At 65.0% G+C, this 19318-nt stretch carries 16 protein-coding genes; 6 read left to right on the forward strand and 10 right to left on the reverse strand.

Annotated features, from left to right (window positions below):
- Nucleotides 1-268 precede the first annotated feature (268 nt).
- The gene (locus BJA_RS31680) at nucleotides 269-3109 is read left to right on the forward strand and encodes an ATP-binding protein (protein WP_011088995.1); all 2841 of its coding nucleotides are present in this window, start codon (nucleotides 269-271) and stop codon (nucleotides 3107-3109) included.
- Between the two features lie 45 nt (nucleotides 3110-3154).
- Here the strand turns inward: BJA_RS31680 and BJA_RS31685 are convergent, their stop codons facing one another.
- From BJA_RS31685 to BJA_RS31695, 3 genes are all read right to left on the reverse strand, one after another.
- On the reverse strand, nucleotides 3155-4093 hold the full coding sequence (locus BJA_RS31685) for an aldo/keto reductase (RefSeq protein ID WP_011088996.1): 939 nt from the start codon (nucleotides 4091-4093) through the stop codon (nucleotides 3155-3157).
- Between the two features lie 70 nt (nucleotides 4094-4163).
- Nucleotides 4164-5657 carry an MDR family MFS transporter gene (locus BJA_RS31690; RefSeq protein ID WP_011088997.1) on the reverse strand — a complete coding sequence of 498 codons (1494 nt, stop codon included), beginning with the start codon at nucleotides 5655-5657 and terminating at the stop codon, nucleotides 4164-4166.
- Nucleotides 5654-6796, reverse strand: coding sequence for an HlyD family secretion protein (locus tag BJA_RS31695; RefSeq protein ID WP_011088998.1), 1143 nt, complete (start codon nucleotides 6794-6796; stop codon nucleotides 5654-5656). Before BJA_RS31695 ends, BJA_RS31690 begins: the two co-directional genes overlap by 4 nt.
- A 143-nt stretch (nucleotides 6797-6939) precedes the next feature.
- On the opposite strand from BJA_RS31695, the gene BJA_RS31700 reads away from it, so the two are divergent.
- Nucleotides 6940-7581, forward strand: coding sequence for a TetR/AcrR family transcriptional regulator (locus tag BJA_RS31700; RefSeq protein WP_038966769.1), 642 nt, complete (start codon nucleotides 6940-6942; stop codon nucleotides 7579-7581).
- A 178-nt stretch (nucleotides 7582-7759) separates the two neighbouring features.
- Here BJA_RS31700 and msrA read toward each other — a convergent pair whose 3' ends face one another.
- The 7 genes from msrA to BJA_RS31735 form a co-directional block, all read right to left on the reverse strand.
- On the reverse strand, nucleotides 7760-8275 hold the full coding sequence (gene msrA, locus BJA_RS31705) for a peptide-methionine (S)-S-oxide reductase MsrA (RefSeq protein WP_011089000.1): 516 nt from the start codon (nucleotides 8273-8275) through the stop codon (nucleotides 7760-7762).
- A 29-nt stretch (nucleotides 8276-8304) separates the two neighbouring features.
- Nucleotides 8305-8745 carry a cupin domain-containing protein gene (locus BJA_RS31710; protein WP_011089001.1) on the reverse strand — a complete coding sequence of 147 codons (441 nt, stop codon included), beginning with the start codon at nucleotides 8743-8745 and terminating at the stop codon, nucleotides 8305-8307.
- A gap of 21 nt (nucleotides 8746-8766) precedes the next feature.
- Nucleotides 8767-9189, reverse strand: coding sequence for an OsmC family protein (locus tag BJA_RS31715; protein ID WP_011089002.1), 423 nt, complete (start codon nucleotides 9187-9189; stop codon nucleotides 8767-8769).
- A 206-nt stretch (nucleotides 9190-9395) separates the two neighbouring features.
- Nucleotides 9396-10244 (reverse strand): enoyl-CoA hydratase/isomerase family protein, encoded by an 849-nt coding sequence (locus tag BJA_RS31720; RefSeq protein ID WP_038966755.1) that lies wholly within the window; start codon nucleotides 10242-10244, stop codon nucleotides 9396-9398.
- Nucleotides 10245-10315: 71 nt separating this feature from the next.
- Nucleotides 10316-11629 carry an epoxide hydrolase family protein gene (locus BJA_RS31725; RefSeq protein ID WP_011089004.1) on the reverse strand — a complete coding sequence of 438 codons (1314 nt, stop codon included), beginning with the start codon at nucleotides 11627-11629 and terminating at the stop codon, nucleotides 10316-10318.
- Nucleotides 11630-11875: 246 nt separating this feature from the next.
- Nucleotides 11876-12565, reverse strand: a complete 690-nt coding sequence (locus BJA_RS31730) for a VOC family protein (RefSeq protein ID WP_011089005.1) — start codon at nucleotides 12563-12565, stop codon at nucleotides 11876-11878.
- Between the two features lie 163 nt (nucleotides 12566-12728).
- Nucleotides 12729-13394, reverse strand: coding sequence for a sensor histidine kinase (locus BJA_RS31735; protein WP_011089006.1), 666 nt, complete (start codon nucleotides 13392-13394; stop codon nucleotides 12729-12731).
- Between the two features lie 326 nt (nucleotides 13395-13720).
- Between BJA_RS31735 and BJA_RS31740 the strand changes: the two genes are divergently transcribed.
- The 4 genes from BJA_RS31740 to BJA_RS43900 all read left to right on the forward strand — a co-directional run bounded on the left by BJA_RS31740 (nucleotide 13721) and on the right by BJA_RS43900 (nucleotide 19312).
- Nucleotides 13721-16564 carry an ATP-binding protein gene (locus tag BJA_RS31740; RefSeq protein ID WP_011089007.1) on the forward strand — a complete coding sequence of 948 codons (2844 nt, stop codon included), beginning with the start codon at nucleotides 13721-13723 and terminating at the stop codon, nucleotides 16562-16564.
- A gap of 118 nt (nucleotides 16565-16682) precedes the next feature.
- The gene (locus tag BJA_RS31745) at nucleotides 16683-17390 is read left to right on the forward strand and encodes a hypothetical protein (protein WP_011089008.1); all 708 of its coding nucleotides are present in this window, start codon (nucleotides 16683-16685) and stop codon (nucleotides 17388-17390) included.
- Between the two features lie 181 nt (nucleotides 17391-17571).
- Nucleotides 17572-18273 carry a type 1 glutamine amidotransferase domain-containing protein gene (locus BJA_RS31750; protein WP_038966756.1) on the forward strand — a complete coding sequence of 234 codons (702 nt, stop codon included), beginning with the start codon at nucleotides 17572-17574 and terminating at the stop codon, nucleotides 18271-18273.
- Nucleotides 18274-18355: 82 nt separating this feature from the next.
- Nucleotides 18356-19312 (forward strand): heme-binding protein, encoded by a 957-nt coding sequence (locus BJA_RS43900; protein WP_011089010.1) that lies wholly within the window; start codon nucleotides 18356-18358, stop codon nucleotides 19310-19312.
- Nucleotides 19313-19318 lie beyond the last annotated feature (6 nt).

A 19318-nucleotide genomic window follows, 5' to 3' on the forward strand; every position in this document is an offset into this window, starting at 1 on the left:
CTGTCGAGGCGGGACCGGCTCCCGAACCAAGCAATCGCAGCAATCCGCGACCGCCGTCAATGCTCCGCCCGGACAAGTCCCGGCGCGGTCGCCATGGGACGGCGACCTAACCGCTTACGTTCTAAGTCTTATTCCGGCGGGCCGGTGGCGACCCAAGCGATCTGCGCAGGTCTGCCAGCCATGCTGCTTTCGGACAGTTTACTGTACGCCTCGTTCTGCTAGACCAAAAAGTAATACCTTTTGACTCCCGTCGTGGGGGCAATGGCGCGTGCCAGAGCATAACGAAGACTCGGCCATTTCATTTGGGCCATTTCGCCTGTTTCCAAAGTCCCGGCTCTTGGAGAAGGAGGGCTCGCCGCTTCATGTCGGCGGCCGCGCGCTCGATATCCTCATCTTCCTGGCCGGGCGCCCCGGTGAAGTCGTCGACAAGAGAGAGCTGGTCAAGCGCATCTGGGCCGACGTCAATGTCGACGAGGGCAGCCTGCGCTTCCATGTCGCAGCGCTGCGCAAGGCGCTCGGCGATACCGGCAAGTCGGCCCGTTATGTGGTCAATGTGCCCGGCCGCGGCTATAGCTTCGTCGCGTCGCTCGCTCAAGCGGCCCCTCCGGTCGCGCCGGTCCCCCTCGACATCGTTCCTCCGCGCTCCCTGCCCGTTCAGCTCGCGAAGATGGTCGGACGAGAGGAGGTCATCGAAAAGATCTCGAACGGACTGTCGCTCTATCGCTTCATGACCGTGGTCGGCCCGGGCGGGATCGGCAAGACCGCGGTCGCCGTCACCGTCGGGCATCGGCGTTCCCAGGATTTCGGCGGCCGCGTCTTCTTCGTCGACTTCGGCCCGCTGCGGGATGCCAGCCACATTGCAACCACCATCGCCTCCGCGCTCGGGCTGACCATCAGCGCGGAGGATCCGACGCCGGCCCTGCTGACATTTCTCAAGGCCGGCCCGGCCCTGCTGATCTTCGACAGCTGCGAACACGTGCTGGACAACCTGGCCCCGCTCGTCGAGCGCATCGTTCGCGAAGCGCCGCAGCTTCGTGTTCTCGCGACCAGCCGCGAGTCGTTCCGGAGCGAAGGCGAGCGGATCTTCCGGCTGTTCCCGCTGGATTGTCCGCCGGAACGGGAAGACCTGGGTGTCGACGAGGTCCTCACCTACCCCGCGGCCCAACTCTTCATCGAGCGCATTGCCCAGAGCTCGGGTCCGTTCCAGCTCAGCGCGGAAGAGGCCCCGCTCGTCGCGAGCATCTGCCGGCGCCTCGACGGCATTGCGCTGGCAATCGAGCTCGCGGCGGGCCGCGTCAATGCCTATGGCATCGCAGGCACGGCTTCCCTGCTCGACAGCCGTTTTTCGCTGCAATGGCGCGGACGGCGCACGGCCGTACCGCGGCACCAGACGCTCGCCGCGGCCCTCGACTGGAGCTACGACCTGTTGCCCGCGGCTGAGAGCGCCACCTTGCGGCGACTGTCGGTGTTCGCCGGGCCCTTCGCGCCGGAGGCGGCCGCCACGGTCGCGGCCGGCGACGGCGTCAGCGCATCGGAAACCCTCGAAGCGATCGACAGCCTGGTCACCAAATCGCTGATCTCCCCGTCGGGCTCGCGGACGCTGCGTTATCGCCTGCTCGACACCACGCGCACCTACGCGCATGGAAAGCTCAACGAGCTCGGTGAAACCAGGCAGTTCGCGCGGCGCCACGCGGAGCATTTTCGCGATTTCTTCGAGCGGGCCGAGGCCGACACGTCGACGCCGCTGCCCGAGTGGCTGCACGTGTATGGCGCGGAGCTGGACAATGTGCGCTCCGCGCTGGACTGGGCCTTCGGGCCCGACGGCGATCCCGCGCTGGGAATCGCGCTGACGGCGGCCACGGTCACGCTGTGGGTGCGGCTTTCGCTGTTCGCCGAATGCCGCGAGCGCTGCAGAACGGCACTGGCGGCGCTCGGAGACAGCGGCGGTGACGACCGCGTCCGCATGCAGCTCCTGTCGGCACTCGGCTGGTCGCTGATGTATGGCGAGGGGCGTGCGCGCGAGGCGCGCCCGATCCTCGAGACAACCCTCGAGATCGCCGACAGGCTCGACGACAAGGATTTCCGCCTGCGCGCGCTCTGGGGCCTGTGCATCGACCAGTTCAACAACGGACAGTTCGGCAAGGCCCGCGCACTCGCCGACCGTTTTGCGAACGCGGCGGCCAATTCTCCCGACAAGTCCGATGTCCTGCTGGGCGACCGGCTCATGGCCGTCGCGCTGCATTATCTCGGTGACCAGAACGACGCGCGGCTGTGCATCGATAGGGTGAACGCGTCGCTGCATGTGCTGGCGGAGAAGCCGAAGATATTCCCGCTCGACCTCAGGATATCGACGCAATATTTCCGGGCCCGCATCCTGTGGCTGCAAGGCCTCGCCGACCAGGCCCAGGCGCTGGCCGCGCGAACCATCGAGGAGGGCCTCGCCAACGGCCACGCGCTGACCTTCTGCAGCGTGCTGGGACAGGCGGCCTGCCCGATCGCCTTCTGGGCCGGCGATTTCGCCGCCGCGGAACGCCACGGCGCCGAGCTGCTCGAACACACCGAGCGACACGCGATCCGGCTGTGGGGCCTGTGGGCACGCGCCTTCAACGCGGCAGTCGTTGCCAAGCGCGGCGACGTCGCGACCGGCCTGCCGCTGCTGCGCGAAGAGCTCAACCGCGCCGGCGATGCGCGCTTCCTGCCGCGCTTTCTTCCTCTGCTCGGTGAACTCGCCGCGTGTTTCGGCGAGGCCGACCAGACCGATCGCGGCCTGGAGATGATCGAGGACATATTGGCGCGTTGCAACGACCGCCAGGAGCGCTGGTATCTGCCGGAGCTGACGCGCATCAAGGCCGAATTGATGCTCAAGCAGACCAAGGGCCTGCCCGCCGCCGAAGCGGCTTTTCGCGAGGCCATGGACATCGCGACGCACCAGGGCGCGCGATCGTGGGAGCTGAGATGCGCCATCGGCCTCGCGCGGTTCAGACTGGGACAAGGCCGCGATGCAGAGGCGCTGGAGGTTCTGGAAACCGTTTGCCGGCCGCTGACCGAGGGATCCCGCACCGCCGACATGCGCGAGGCCCGAGGCCTGATCGCGCAGCTCCGGAACTGAGGCAGCGCTGCTCGGCCGTCGAGCGATCGCTCCGCACTGCCCGGTTCATCGGGCCCTTGGAATAAATCCGGGCACGCCAGTCTCCACCACTGCGTTGAACCTGACGTTCGTCGTGATCCCGTCTCGTATCTCCCGCATCGCATCCTCGGGCAGAGCCGAGATGTCAAAATTCTCCCGGATTCGCGCGGGATTGGTCGAGGTCGTCAGGAACGCCGTGCCGCGCTGGACGGCCCACGCCAGGCAAACCTGAGCCGGTGTCTTCTGCACGCGCCGCGCGATGGCTGTGATCACGGGATCCTCCAGCACGCGCGGCTCCATGGCATGTCCCAACGCCGCGAACGCCTGGAGCACGATGCCATGCTCGCGACAGAAGTCGAGCAGGTCCCATTCGGGAAGATACGGATGCGATTCGACCTGCACCATGGCAGGCCTGATCCGCGCGACGGCAACGATCTCGCGCAGCTTCTCCAGGGTAATGTCCGACAGGCCGATCGACTTGCAGTGCCCCTCGTCAACGAGGCGCTCCAGCGCGTGCCACGTCTCCACCAATGTAACGCCGGAATCATAGATGACCCGACCGCTTGCGTCGCGCGGATCCTGCTCGTCACCGGGCTGAAAGGCAAAGGGCGTATGGATGATGTAGCAGTCGATCTCGTCGAGTTGCAGCCGTCGGCGGCTGGCGTCGAAGGCAGGCTTGACCCGCTCCGGCCGATGATTGGTGTTCCATAGCTTCGTCGTCACGAACAGCTCCTCGCGCCGGAGCTTCCCGGCCTTGAAGGCGTCCTGCATCGCATCGCCGACCGCCGCTTCGTTGCGATAGCGCTCCGCACAATCGAGATGTCGAAATCCGGCCTCCAATGCGGCCCTGATGGCCTGCCTGGTCACGAGCGGATCCGGAATGAGCGTGCCAAATCCCACTGCCGGAATCGTCACGGACTCATGAGTTGGAATCCTCGTGTCACGAAGCGAATCGGAGGTCGTCATGGTGATACTCCCTTGTTGTCTGCTCGCCGCCCTAGCGGACGAAGCGATCGAGGTTGGCGGCTCCCCGGCATTAACCGGCAGGCCGTGGCTTGCGGAGAAAGAACACCAGCGGGATCACGACGAGCATGGCGAACATCAGGATCTCGAACTGATCGATGACCGCGACCGTGGCCGCCTGATGCGTGACCATGCCGTTGAGCGCGGCAAGGCTTGGCTTCCCGATCGGGCCCGCGCCATGCGCCGCGACGCGGAAAGGCGTGAGATGCTTGGCGAGCGCGACGTGCACGGCCTGGGTGTTGGCATAGAAGAAGAGCTGGACCACCGCGATGCCGATGGTGCTGCCATAAAGGCGCGACAGGTTGATCAGCGCGCCGCCTTCCGGGCGAAGCTTCGGATCGAGCGTGCCGAACGCGGCCCTCGCGAGCGCCGGCAACAACATGCCGAGACCGGCACCCTGGAGCATGCCGGCTTCGACCACCGGCCGCCAATCCATCGCCGGCGAATAGCCGAGCATCAGCCAATTGGCATAGACCACCAGCGCCATGCCGCCCATGAGGAACGGCCGGTAGTCGACCTGCCCCGGAACCAGGCTCGTCAGCACCAGCGCTCCCACCAGCGCCACACCGCGCGGAATGGTCATGTAGCCCGTGGTGTCGACGGGATAGTTGAGCAATTCCTCCAGCATCGGAGACGTCAACGCCAGGGTCGGCAGCAGCACGAAGCCAAGCGCGAAGGAGATGACCGTCGAGAGGACGAGATTGCGATCCCTGAACAGCGCCGTGCGGAGAAAATGCTCCCGGGTCGTCAACACGTGCACGCTGAAGAGATAGAAACCCAGGACCGAGGCGACCGCCTCGGCCCAGATCTCCGTCGAGGCAAACCATTCGAGGCGCTCGCCGCGGTCCAGCAGCATCTGTAGCCCGATCATGCCGACGGAAAAGGTCGTCAGGCCGAAGAAGTCGAAGGGCTGGCTTCGCTCGGCCCGCTTCTCGCTCAGCAGCGAGGCCATCGTCATGAAGATGAAGGCCGTCATCGGCAGGCTGACATAGAAGATCGACGCCCAGCCGTAGTATTCACTGAGCCAGCCGCCAATGGCGGGGCCGGTGCTGATGCCGAGCAGGGAGCATACCGTCGATGCCAGGCTCATGCGCGCATGCCGCGCCGGCGTCACCTCGAGCAGGATGGCCAAGGAGAGCGGCGCGAGCGGTCCGCTCGCCGCGCCCTGGAGGATCCGCGCCAGCACGAACTGGATCGACGTCGTTGCCAGCGTGTCGAGGACAAGACCGAACGTGAAGATGGCGAGGGCAGCCTGATAGACCGCCTTGCGGCCATAGCGGCCCGCGAGCCACTGCGTGATCGACATGGTCACGGCACTTGCCGCGATATACGAGGAGAACACCCAGCCGACCTCGTCATTCGCCATCGAGAGCGTCGCCTGAATGTGCGGCAACGCTGCATTCGGTATCGAGATGTTCACAGCCTGCATGTAGATCGCGATAAGGGCCGCCGCGGAGATCGCACGATGGTCGCCGGCCGCGCCGGTCGATGGGACGGTCGTGCTCATTTGACCTCCGTCGCGAGCGCGCCTTGGAGCAGATGCGGCCAGCTGCGGCGGTGGCCGGTATCGACCCGCGCCGTCACGCTGATGCCGGAGAACAACGGCCGGGTCGGATCGAGATCGTCGAGCTCGAGGCGCACCGGCAGCCGCTGCACGACCTTGACCCAGTTCCCGGTCGCATTCTCCGGCGGCAGGACCGAGAAGTCCGACCCGGTGCCGGGACTCATGCTGACGATATGCGCCCTGAACTTGCGATCCGGATAGGCATCGACGTCGATCGTCGCCTCCTGGCCCGGACGCATGTGGGTCAGGCCGGTCTCGCGAAAATTCGCCTCGATCCAGATGTCCCGGCTGGACATCAGCGAGAACGTCGGCGCTCCCGCGTTGACGAAGCCCCCGATCTGCAAGTCGTCGACCTTCGTCACGATACCGTCGTCGGGCGCAATCACCGTCGCGTAGGAGAGATCGAGCCGCGCCCGGTCGAGCTGGGCTCTTGCCGCGCGAACCGTGGGATGACGATCGGCATCGATATCGGGATCGCCGTTGAGCGCGACGACCGTGTTGGCAATCTGCTGTTCGATCGATGCCATGCGGTGGCGGGCGACCTTGAGATCGGTCTCGGCCCGCTCATAGACCGCACGCGGCGTGAAGTCGGAGGCGACCAGCATCTTCTTGCGATCGAACTCACGTTCGTCGAAGGAAGCCGATTCCCTGGCCGATTGCAGCTCCGCCTGCTGCTGGCGGTGGGTCGCCTTGAGCGAGTCGATCTGGAGTCGCGCGCTGCCGAGCCGCGCCTCGGCCTGATCGACCGCAATCTGATAGGGCTCGGGATCGATCCGAAACAGGACCTGCCCCCGTCGCACGCGCTCGTTATCGCGCACGGCGATCTCGACCGCCTGGCCTGACACCCGCGCGTTGATGGTCACCTTGGCGGCACGCACGAACGCGTCGTCGGTCGAGACATATTGTTCCTGCGCAAGATACATGAAGGCGCCGAACACGGCGACCACGGTCGGCAGCGCGAGCATCAGGGGCCGGCGCAGCCGCCGGCCGAGGTCCGCTCCGAACAATGGCACAGCCCCCTCGCTTCCGCGGAAGCTGCGATCGCCCAACCAGCCGGCGATTGGCGCAAAGTTCAAACGCATCGTGAGCCCTCGTCTTATCTTTTTTACTAACGTACGTTACAAATATTGTACTGCAGTGCCGCTATCAAGACGCGCGGCCATTGATTTTTATAACGGTCCATACAAATATATGTGTGGAACAGTACAACCAGGATTTTGGCGACATGGCACGGAAGAAGAGCGAAGCGGGCCCGGCGCGCCGCGGACGGCCGCCCGCCTATGACGCAGAGACGGCCCTCAAGCGAGCGACGGAGACGTTCTGGAGAACCGGCTACTCCGGCACGTCCCTGGACAAGGTCGCCGCCGCGACCGGCATGAGCCCACCGAGCCTCTACGCCGTGTTCGGCAACAAGCACACGCTCTATCTCGAAGCGCTCGCGCGCTATTGGGAGATAAGCCTTGCCGCCACGCGTGAGGCCCTCGCGGGGGACCATCCCTTGGACGAAGCCCTGATGCTGGCCTATGACGCAGCGCTGTCGATCTATTTTTCCGGCAAGGGAACCGCGCGGGGCTGCTTCGTGGTGGGAACCGCGGTGACCGAAGTCGCAGAAGATACGGCGATCCGGAACAGCGTAGCGGCGGGATTGCGCGCGATTGACGCCGATTTCGAGGCCCGCTTCCGCCTTGCCCAGGACAAGGGCGAACTGAAGCGTGATGCCGATCCGGCAGCGCTTGCAATCCTCGCCTCTGCCACGATGCATACCATCGCCATTCGCGCTCGCGCCGGCGCCCGCCGCGCCGAGCTATGGGAGCTTGCCCGGAAGGCCGTGGACGTGATCTGCGGATGCCGGGCAGATGCGCATTGAGCCGCGAGGCGTTCTCGGGATCGAAAACCTGCGTGCCGGTGACGGTCGGGAGCAACTCTCCCGCACAATGAAATGACGACAACCGGCACATTTGCATTCCTCGTCAATAGGCGGCTGCCGTCGCGAGCGGTCCGCGCGCAAGACCCAGCCTCTCCCCGGCAATACGTGACGATGCGATCTAGCCTCCCGCAGCCGCCGCGCGCCGCGGCAGCTTCCAGCCGGGCCGGATGAAGTGACAGGTGTAGCCGTCCGGATAGCGCTCGAGATAATCCTGGTGCTCCGGCTCGGCCTCCCAGAAATCGCCGGCGGGCGTGACCTCGGTCACCACTTTGCCGGGCCACAGATGCGAGGCCTCGACGTCGGCGATCGTGTCTTCCGCGATCCGCTTCTGCTCGTCGCTCGTCGTGAAGATCGCGGAGCGATAGCTCGTGCCCCAGTCATTGCCCTGACGGTTGAGCGTGGTGGGATCGTGGATCTGGAAGAAGAACTCCAGCATCGTCCGGTAGCTCGTCTTGGCGGGATCGAAGATGATCTCGATCGCCTCGGCGTACCCCTCGTGATTGCGATAGGTCGCGTTCTTGACCTCTCCGCCGGTGTAGCCGACGCGAGTCGAAGTCACCCCGGGCTGCCTGCGGATCAGATCCTGCATGCCCCAGAAGCAGCCGCCGGCCAACACTGCGCGTTCCGTCGTCATTTGATGCTCCATTCATTCAGTCGAGATATTCAGCGCTGGTCCGCAGCCGCATGCAAGCGCGGATCATCATGGTCATCGTGATATTCGAGGCCCAGCGGACCGATGGCGGAAACCTGCGTGACGTATTCGCCTGATTTCGCCCAGTGATAATGCCAGGTCTCGCCGGGCAGCACGATGACGCTGCCCGGCGGATAGGCCTTGACCTTGTCGCCATCAAAACGCTCGCCGAGCCCGATATAGAAGACACCCGACATGACCGTGTAGATGCGGTCCTCAGGATGCTTGTGCGGCATCAGCCTAGTGCCGCCGGGCACCTTCACCCGGACCACGTAAGGTCCGGGCTCGGCGGGATGGCCGACCATGACGGCGAGGCGCGCGCCGGATGGAAACGCCGGGAACGGCTGCCACGCGATATCCTCCGGCAGGATCGCGCGGAACCTGTCTTCATCCGGCTGATGTTGGCGAGGCATGGTGCTGCTCCCTCTGTTCGGTCAGATCAGCTTGGCGTCGAGCGTGATCGCCGCGTTGAGCACCTTCGACACCGGGCAGTTCTTCTCGGCCTCGCCGGCGATCTTGGCGAAACCTGCGTCGTCAAGGTTCGGCACCTTGGCGCGCAACGTGAGCGCCGACTTGCTGATCTTGAAGCCCTTGCCTTCGGGCTCGAGCGTAACCGCGGCCTCGGTCGAGAGCTCGTCCGGCGTGAAACCGGCAAGCTGAAGACCGAAGGCCAGCGCCATGGTGAAGCAGCCGGCATGGGCCGCAGCGATCAACTCCTCGGGATTGGTGCCCTTCTCGTTCTCGAAGCGTGTCTTGAACGAATAGGGCGTCTCGGCGAGCACGCCGGATTCGCTCGACAGATGGCCTGTGCCATCGCGGCCGGTGCCCTTCCAGACTGCTGTTGCCTTGCGGATCATCTCAATTCTCCTTGTTGGGTTTAGCGCCGGCGCTCGGTACCGGAGGAAAGCGACATTGGCACGACCGCCTGTCACCATTCCAACCGGCCGAACGCCGCAGCGGTTCCGTCGGAGCCCCATTCCGATGGAATCGGAACGGCGCTCCGGATTCTTGTTTTGACGCGTTTTCTTCACGCGAACCGGTATCCACTTCGTTCGAAAACGCTCTAATTTCCGATCTGTCCGACGTGGAAGCCGAGCCGGTTCTCGACGTCGCCGGCGCGATGGAAGCCGCGCGCCATCAGCGCCTTGATACGGGCCTGGCTTGCCGGGCGGCCAAGCGCGGCCAGGAACGCATCCCACTCGGGCTTGATCTCGACATCGGGCGGAAGACTGGCGACATCGACCAGGCGCTTGGTCTCGGCAATAGCCTCCTTGTCGAACGACGCGATACGCATGGCGAGCGCCTCGACGAAGCCATCGAGCTCGGCATCCGGCAGCGACCGGTTCACATAGCCGTAGCGCTCGGCGAGATCGCCGTGGATGTCGTCGGCGCCGAGCAGCACTTCGAGCGCACGGCCGCGGCCCATCAGGCGCGGCAGCCGCGCCATCGGTCCGCCACCGGGCACGAGGCCCGCACCGACTTCCCATTGCGACAGGATCGCCTTCTCGCGGCTGGCAAAGCGCATGTCGCTGGCGAGCGCGAGCTCGCTGCCGACGCCGGTGGCGCGGCCCCGGATCGAGGCAATGGAAACCACCGGCGCACGGCTGAGACGCACCAGCATGTCGGGCAGCGCCTGGAGACCGGTCGGCCCGGGCGGGATGCCCAGCGAATCCTCCAGCGGCGCGAGGAAGTCGTAATGCGTGATGAAAAAGCCGTCGACGGCACTGTCGAACACGACAACCTTGACTTCCGGATCGGTCTCGATCGCGGTGACGATGTCGCCCAGCAGCGGAAGCTGCCTCGGGCCGAAGATGTTCACCGGCGGCATATCGAAGGTGACGCGCCAATATGACGGCAGGCGGCGCTCCAGGCGGATGTCCTCGGTCGTGAAGGTACGTTCGGGGCGGTTCATTGTTTGCACTCCTGATATGGTGTCGTTCAAGGACTGGGACACGCGCCGGGTGCGCGCGTCCCCCATGCGGTTCAGATCGACTGGCGCAGCGGGCGGAAGGCGGTGCGCATTTCCGCAGAGAACAGCGCGGGCTGCTCCCAGGCGGCAAAGTGGCCGCCCTTGTCGAGCCGGTTGTAGTGCATCAGCTTCGGGTAGGCCTTTTCGGTCCAGCTGCGCGGGGCGGCATAGATCTCGTCCGGAAACACGCTGACGGCGACCGGGATATTGATGTGCTTGGGTTCGAAGAACACCAGCTTGTTCTCCCAGTACAGTCGGGCCGACGAGACCGCGGTGTTGGTGAGCCAGTACAGCGTGATGTTGTCGATCACATCGTCGCGCGACAGCCCTTCCGCCTTGCCGTCGAACACCCGCGCGATCATCGCGGCGCTGCGCGCATCGTGATCGAGCATCCAGGACGCAAGGCCCGACGGCGAATCCACGAGGCCATAGAGCGTCTGCGGCCGGTTCGACATCTCGATCGCGTAGCCGAGACCGTGCTTGTAGAAGTCGTCGAGCTGGTCGTAGGCAATGCGCTCTTCGGCCGAGAGGTTTGACGGGCGCGTTCCGCCGGGCTGCAGCGCCTTGGCGATGTCATCAGGGACCGTGGCGGGCATGTTGGTGTGAATGCCGAGCAATTCCGGCGGCGCGATCACCGCCATCTGCTCCGTCACCGCATTGCCCCAATCACCGCCTTGCGCGACGTAGCGATTGTAGCCAAGCCGCTTCATCAGCACGATCCAGGCACGCGCAATGCGCTGTGGATCCCAGCCGAGCGTCGTCGGCTTGCCGGAGAAGCCATGGCCGGGCAGCGAAGGGATCACGAGATCGAACGCGTCCGCCGCCTTCGCTCCATGCGCGGTTGGATCGGTCAGCGGGCCGACGATCTTCATCTGCTCGATGATCGAACCCGGCCAGCCATGCGTGACGATCATCGGCAGCGCATTCTCGTGCCTGGAGCGGACGTGGATGAAGTGGATGTCGACGCCGTCGATCTCGGTGACGAATTGCGGCAGCGCGTTGAGCCGCGCTTCCACCTTGCGCCAGTCATAATCGTTCTGCCAGTAGCGCACGAGCTGCTGGACCGTGGTCAGCTGCACGCCCTGCGACTGGTCGGCGACGATCTCGCGATCGGGCCAGCGCGTTGCCGCGAGGCGCCGGCGCAGATCGAGCAGATCCTCCTCGGGCACGTTGACGTGGAAGGGGCGGATCGCGCCGCTCGCCGCCGCCTTTGCCGGACGGAGCGGCAACAGGCTCGCAACGCTGGCGGCGACCGCGGTCATCGCGGCCTGGCCCAGCAATTGACGGCGGTCGGGGTTGAGGATGTCGGCTCGTGCTTGCGTGGTCATGTTGGATCTCCCTTGCTTTGGTCGGCACCGTTGACCGAATTCGAAATCGAGACGTCGGCTCGTCGTGAAAGGAGATTGGCGCAGGCACTTCCGATTTGCTCGTTATGGATTGTTAGACCGCGTTAGCCGTTGCGAGCCTGCGCGCTAGAGGCTAGCGATCGACGATCCTGCGATGGGCGCGATACAACGCAACACGGCGTGCGATGACCAAGTCATCGCACGCCGTGAATGGAGGATGCAGCAACTTCAGGACGGCAGCGGCTGACCGGCCTGCTCGCGCACGATGTAGTCGGCGTACCAGTCCGCCCAGTTGTCGTCGTGTCCGCCGGTTCGCTTCTCATGCTCGCCATGCGCCACCGCCGCGCGGCGCAGTGCCGCCGCCAGATCGCTCTGCGAGGGGAAATTCGTGCCGTCTGCCGCGATGCGTCCGGGCAGTCGTGTGGTGATCTCCTGGAACAGCCAGCCATTGCCGTCGGGATCGCTGAACGAGGCGAAGGAGCTGTAGCTGCCGCGCTTCGGGTCAACACCGCTGACCCGGATACTGCCGAACAGGTATGGCTCGTCCGGCCCGGCATGAACATCGCCGCCGCCGTGGAACGGCTCGCTGACCGCGATGCCGCGGCCAAGCAGATCTTGTCGTGCCGCCTCCAGATCGGAGACGATCAGATACAGGCCGCGCACCGAGCCGGGCGCTGCCGCCGTGACGTTCCTGCCGAAGATCACCGAGCAGGCCGAGCCCGGCGGCGTGAACTGGATCACGCGCCAGTCGTCGCCAGAGGAAAAATCGGCGTCCAGTCGCCAGCCGAGGCGCATGTAGAACGCCTTGGCGCGGTCGACGTCGGACACCGGGATCACGACGACCTCGAGCTTCAGATCAACGCTGCGCGACGGCGAGGGTCTGGTCCCGGCTTCGCGATCGATTTCGAGTGTAGCCATGTCGAACTCCCTGATGTGAGGCGCGGGCTCTCAACCGAACCCATTCTTGCAGGCTCAACTTTGCTTTGCAGGCTCAACTTTGCGCAGAACGACGAATGTCGCTCGTTCTCGAATGCCTGCTTGAATGCTTGGGCTCGTTAGCGGTTCCGGACACAGTCGAACTTCAAGCAGCCGGCATCACGATGGTCACCCGCGTGCCGCCCTCCCCCGCCTCGCCATGCAACCGCGCGTGGATGCTGCGTGCGAGCCCTTCGAGAATGCGGATGCCGGTGCCCTGAAGCGGCCCGGTGGCGCCGATCCCGTTGTCGGCCACCGTGCAGACCCAGGCGCCGTCGCGGTTGTCCATGTCGATGCGGATCAGTGCCCCATTCTTGTTCGGGAAGGCATGCTTTGCCGCGTTCGTGACCAGCTCCGTCAGCATCAGCGCGAGCCGATGACATTGCGATGCCGGCAGCACGCCGCTCTCGATCGCGGCCTCGCAGCGGACGCCCGCCGGCTCCAGCACCGCTTCGGAGAGCGCTCCGCAGAGATTTTCGAAAAAAGCCCCGACGGGGACGGCCGAGTCATCGTCGTTGTCGGACAGGAGCTGATAGAGCCTGCCGAAAGCAACGACGCGCCGCTCGAACCGATCCACCGCAAGCGACACGTCCCTGGTGCCGGCCCGCGTGAAGTCGCGACGGACTGACGCACCCAGCAGCGTCAGCGTGTTCTTCATGCGGTGATGGGACTCCCGCAGCACGAGTTTCCAATCACGCGACTGATCGTCAAGGCTGGCGACAAATTGAGATCGAACGGCACTGGCGTCCGACATGGAGCCGATAACGGACATGATAGCCTCCCATTGGAATAGGACCTAACTCGGAAGCCATACTGGATGCATCGCGCGCGTTTTGCCCGTTAGACGTTGCAAGATTCTGTTATGATCGGCGCATCACAAACCGGCAGCGGAGGCTGTCGTCGCGACGGTCAAGCCTGCTGACGATTTGTCGCAGTCGCGTCATAAACCGCTCGCGTTTAAGCAAAATTCGCGACGGGTATCCCGCCTGCATTCGGCCGATCCCCACGCGATTTCGCCACTTTCGGTCCGTTTACTGATAACCTCGCTCAGGTAGGTCAAAGCGCAGACGCCAGCCCTTTCACTGGAATCATTGGCCCGTGCCGGACACTAACGACCAGGATTCGACCATTGCCTTCGGTCCATTCCGGCTGCTCGCAAAGTCGCGGCTGCTGGAGAAGGACGGCGCCCCGCTTCACCTTGGCGGCCGCGCACTCGACATTCTGATTTTTCTCGCCGAGCGCGCCGGCGAGGTCGTTGACAAGCGCGAGTTGATCAAGCGCGTCTGGTCCGGCGTGACGGTCGACGAAGGCAGCCTGCGCTTCCACATCACGACGCTGCGCAAGGCCTTAGGCGATGCCGGCGAAGGTGCCCGCTACGTCGTCAACGTCCCCGGACGCGGCTATTGTTTCACCGCCCCGCTGCTTCACCCTGCGCCTTCGGAGAGCCGGACCAGCCCGCCTGTCTCGTCGCCCCACGCGCTGCCCTCACCGCTTGCGAGGATGATCGGGCGGGGCGAGGCCGTCGAGAAGATTTCGGCCGAGCTTGCCCTGCATCGCTTCGTCACAATCGTCGGCCCCGGCGGGATCGGCAAGACCTCGGTCGCACTTGCCGTCGCGCATGGCGAGCTCACGGCCTTCGACGGCCAGGTGAGCTTCGTCGATTTCGGAGCGCTGACGGATGCCCGGCTCGTTCCCGGAACGATTGCGGCAACCCTGGGCCTGACCGTCAATTCCGACGACCCGATGCCGGGCCTGCTGGCGTTCCTGCGCAGCCGGCGGACGCTGCTGGTCTTCGACAGTTGCGAGCACATCCTCGACGAGCTCGCACCGGTGGCCGAGCGGCTGGTCCAGGAGGCGCCGGAGCTGCATATTCTCGCCACCAGCCGCGAATCCTTTCGCAGCGAAGGTGAGCGCGTCCATCGGCTGTTTCCGCTGGATTGCCCGCCAGAGCGCGACGGGCTCGGCATCGCCGACATCCTTGCCTATCCCGCAAGCCGACTCTTCGTGGAACGCATTGCCGAGAGCCTGAGCGAATTCGAGCTCAGCGAGGAGGACGCCCCCCTCGTCGCCGAGATCTGCCGGCGGCTGGACGGCATTGCGCTGGCGATCGAGCTCGCGGCCGGACGTGTGAACGCCTATGGCATTGCCGGGACCGCCTCGCTGCTGGACAGCCGCTTCTCGCTGCTGTGGCGGGGACGGCGTAGCGCAATCCCGCGGCACCAGACCCTGAGCGCCGCGCTCGCCTGGAGCTACGATTTGCTGCCGGCAGCCGAAAGCGCAACGCTGCGCGGATTATCGGTATTCGTCGGGCCCTTCACCCTGGAAGCCGCGCTTGCCGTCGCGTCCTGCCAGGGTATCGGCGAATCCGAGGCCGTCGAAGCCATCTCGAACCTGCTCTCCAAGTCCCTGATCGCGACCTCGCCCGCGGAGCGGCGGCTGCGCTATCGCCTGCTCGACACCACCCGCACCTTCGTCGCCGGCAAGCTGGTCGAGAGCGGCGAAGCGGCCCGCGTCGCGCGTGCCCACGCCGAATATTTCCGCGATTTCCTGCACGACATCGCGCTCAAATCCACGGGCATGCAGAGCGCGGGCGGCTTCCTTCCCTATGCCGACCACCTGCCCAATGTGAGGGCCGCGCTGACCTGGAGCTTCTCGGATGTCGGCGACCGGACGATCGGCGTGGATCTGGCGGCCTCAGCGGCCCAGTTCTTCCTCGAGCTGACATTGCTGACGGAATGCTACCGCTGGACACAGCAGGCGCTGGTGTCTCTCGATAAGGGTGTGATCGACAGCCGCCAGGAGATGACGTTGCAGGCCGCGCTCGGCGTCTCCGTGATGTTCACGCAGGGCAATACGGAGGCGGTCCGCTCCGCCTTCACGCGCAGCCTCCAGCTTGCCAGAGAGCTCGAGGACCTGCATTGGCAGCTCTGGCTGCTGCGCGGCTTGCACATCTACCTGACCAGGGTCGGAGATTTTCACGGCGCGCTCGGAACCGGCGAGCAGGGCGAAGGCGTCGCGCGGAAGCTGAATGATCCAGCCGCCACACTGAACGTGGAATGGATGCTCGGCGTCGCCCACCATCTGATCGGCAACCAGGACAAGGCCGTGCAGTTCTGCGAGAGCGCGATGGTGCACAATCCCGGCTCGCAGCGGCTGAACATCGGCCATCTCGGTTATGACGACCGCATCGTTGCACTGGTGGCGCTGGCGCGCGGGCTCTGGCTCACCGGCCGGCCCGATCGGGCCGTCGAGGCGGCCAGATACACGGTGCGCGAGGCCGAGCTGCTCGAACAGCCGCTCACCCTCGGCATTTCCCTGATCTGGACCATCTACGTGTTCCTCTGGGTGGGCGACTGGGCCAGTGCCGAAAGCCTGATCGAGCGGCTGATCGACCATTCGGCGCGGCACTTCCTCGGCCCCTACCACGCGGTCGGCATCGGCCAGAAGGGCGAGCTGCTGCTGCGCCGCGGCGACGTCGCCGGCGGGATCGAGCATCTTCGCCGCAGCCAGGCTACGCTATACGCCACACGGCACCGGATCATGACGACGGTGTTTGCGACCGCGCTTGCCGAGGGTCTCGTGGCGCAGAACCAGCCCGATGAGGCCTTGCGTACGATCGATGAGGCCATCGCCCAGATCCCCGAGCACGGCGAATCCTTCGACATGCCGGAGATGCTCAGGGTCAAGGGCGACATCCTGGCCGGGTCGGGAAATGCCGCGGGGGCCGAGAATTACTTCCGGAAATCGCTCGATCTATCACGCCGGCAATGCGCGCTCGGCTGGGAGCTGCGGGGGGCGATCAGCCTCGGCCGCGTCTGGCGTCATGCCGGAAAGGCCGGCGACGCACGCGATCTGCTCGCGCCGCTCCTCGCGCGGTACCAAGAGGGCCTCCAGACCCGTGATCTCGTCGCCGCCAGGGAGCTCCTGGGCGCGCTGAATTGAGAGTATCTTCAACGAGATACCGCCATACTGCCTGCTCGCAACTCCTAACAACTTCTAACACGCCAAGCCGCATCCGCCCCGCCATGGTGGTGACGTTTCACGGTGGATATGGCGGGACATGGCTCTCCTTCACGACGTAATCGATGCTAGTGGCGGTTTGGACCGCTGGAGCAGCTTGAACCGTTTCACGCTCCACCTTTCCGTCGGCGGAATGCTGTTCTCCAGTGCCGGACATGCCAGAGAATTCAAGGATGTGACCGCGGAAGGCTCGACCCGGACGCAATCCGTCCGCTTCACCGGCATCACCGGGGGAGAGCACTCAGGCTCCTTTCAACCGGACGCGATCACGATCGAAAGCCTGGATGGCGAGGTGCTGCGGACCTGGCGCAATCCGAGCCTTGCATTTCCCGAGGCCAGTGCCCCCGCGCTTGCGGACGAACTGCATCTCGTCTTCTTCTGCGGCGTCGCGATCTGGAACTATCTGACGATTCCATTCCTGCTCGCTCATCCCGATGTCGTGTTGGAGGAGCTGTCACCCTGGTCTGAAGGCACTGAAACCTGGCGGCGGCTGCGGGCGCAATTCCCCGCGCACCTGATCACTCTCGCGCCCGAGCAGATCTTCTATTTCGACCAGAGCGCTTTGCAACGGCGGACGGATCACGATCTCTTCGGGATGAAGGTCGCGCATTATTCCTGGGCCCATGACAATTTCGCCGGCATCGTGGTGCCGACGCTTCGGCGCGTGCAGACGCTGCAGGCTGATGGAACCGTGATTGCCAGGCCCGTGCTGATGGACGTCGAGATCTTCGACGCCGTGTTCGAGTAGCCGCGGCGACACGCCGCCCTCGCAACGTCTAACACCACATAACGAGCCAACGGCCCAACTTGGGTGCAGATTACGCTTGCGAGCGGCGAACGAACGCAGCAGCTCGACGAAGACTTGCACCGATGTGCTCCACCAGGAGGGAGCGCGTCATTCAGCAAACGCAATCAAGGGAATCCGTGTCATGAAAGTATTGATGGTCATCACCTCCCACGACCAGCTCGGCAACACCGGACGCAGGACCGGCTTCTGGCTCGAAGAGCTTGCAGCCCCCTACTACGTCTTCAAGGATTCCGGCGCGGAGATCACGCTCGCCTCGCCCAAGGGCGGACGTCCGCCGCTCGACCCCAAGAGCAACGAGCCCGAGTTCCGCACCGACCTGACGGTGCGTTTCGAGAACGATGCGGCGGCCGAGGCCCAGCTCGACGAGACCGTCCGCCTCGACAGCGTCCGGCAGGAAGACTTCGACACGCTGTTCTATCCGGGCGGCCATGGCCCGATGTGGGACCTCGCCGAAGACAAGAACTCGATCAAGCTGATCGAGTCCTTCCTCGCCGCCGGCAAGACCATCGCCGTCGTGTGTCATTCGACCGGAGCGCTGCGCCACGTCAAGACGCCCGATGGCAAGCCGCTGGTCCAGGGCAAGGAAGTGACCGGCTTCACCAACGGCGAGGAAGAGGACGTGGGCCTGACCAAGGTGGTTCCCTTCCTCGTCGAGGACGAGATGTTGAAGCTCGGTGCCGTCTTCTCGAAAACGGCCAACTGGGGCGTGCACGTCGTCAGCGCCGGCCAGCTGATCACGGGACAGAATCCGCATTCGTCGGGCCCCGCCGCGCAGACGCTGCTCGCCGCCCTCAAGAGCAAACCGATGGCGAAGGCGTCGTAAAATTCTGGATGCGGTCGCATCTCGGGAGGCGCCCGCGACGGCGCCTCCCGACGCCGCGATATTCCTCGGAGAGGACACGATCATGGACCTGCTTTCCTATGCGAAGACGATCGCAGAGCGCATCGAAGCGGAGGCTACCCGCGCCAGAGTTCCGATGGCGGTTTGCATCATCGACATTCACGGCAACATCATTCTCAAGCACCGTATGAGCGGCGCGCCGACCTTCTCGCTCGAGCTGTCGGAGCGGAAGGCCTATACGTCCGCGCTGGTGGGGCTGCGAACGGCGGAGCTTTCTCCGATGGTCCAGCCCGGACAGGCTCTGTTTCCCCTGATGGGAGTTGCGGGCGGACGCTTCTGCTCGATGGGCGGCGGCGCGCCGCTGCACATCGACGGACAGCTCGTCGCCGGCGTCGGCATCAGCGGCGGGAGCGTCGAGCAGGACGTCGACATCCTCGAGGCGGGGCTTCGCGAACCCGCGGCCACCGATACGGTCGATATGAAGATCGAGGTCGTCGTCCTCCCGGTCTCGGACGTCGAGCGCGCCAAGCGCTTCTATGCCGACCTCGGCTGGCGGCTCGACATCGACTATCAGGGCCCAAGCAATTATCGCGTGATCCAGTTCACGCCTCCCAGCTCGGGCTGCTCGGTCATTTTCGGCAGCAACCTCACCATTGCTGCTCCCGGCTCTGTGAAGGGGCTCCATCTCATCGTGTCCGACATCGAGGCCGCATGCGACGACCTGCGCCGTCGCGGCATCACCGTCGGTGAGCCGTTCCACGACCCCGGCGGCATATTCCATCATGCCAGCGTGCAGGACCTTGCCGCCGGCCCGAACCCGCAGCGCAAGAGCTACGCCTCCTACGCCTCGTTCAGCGATCCCGATGGCAACGGCTGGGTGTTCCAGGAGATCACGGCGCGGCTGACGGGACATATCGAGGACGGCGACGAAAGCTTTACGCCCGAGCTCACGGACGTCGTGCGGCGGGCCGAAGCTGCCGCGCGCGCGAGCGCCGGAGCGGGCGATCGCGCGGCGGCCTGACATCGG

This window comes from Bradyrhizobium diazoefficiens USDA 110, assembly GCF_000011365.1.
Taxonomy (GTDB): Bacteria; Pseudomonadota; Alphaproteobacteria; order Rhizobiales; family Xanthobacteraceae; genus Bradyrhizobium; species Bradyrhizobium diazoefficiens.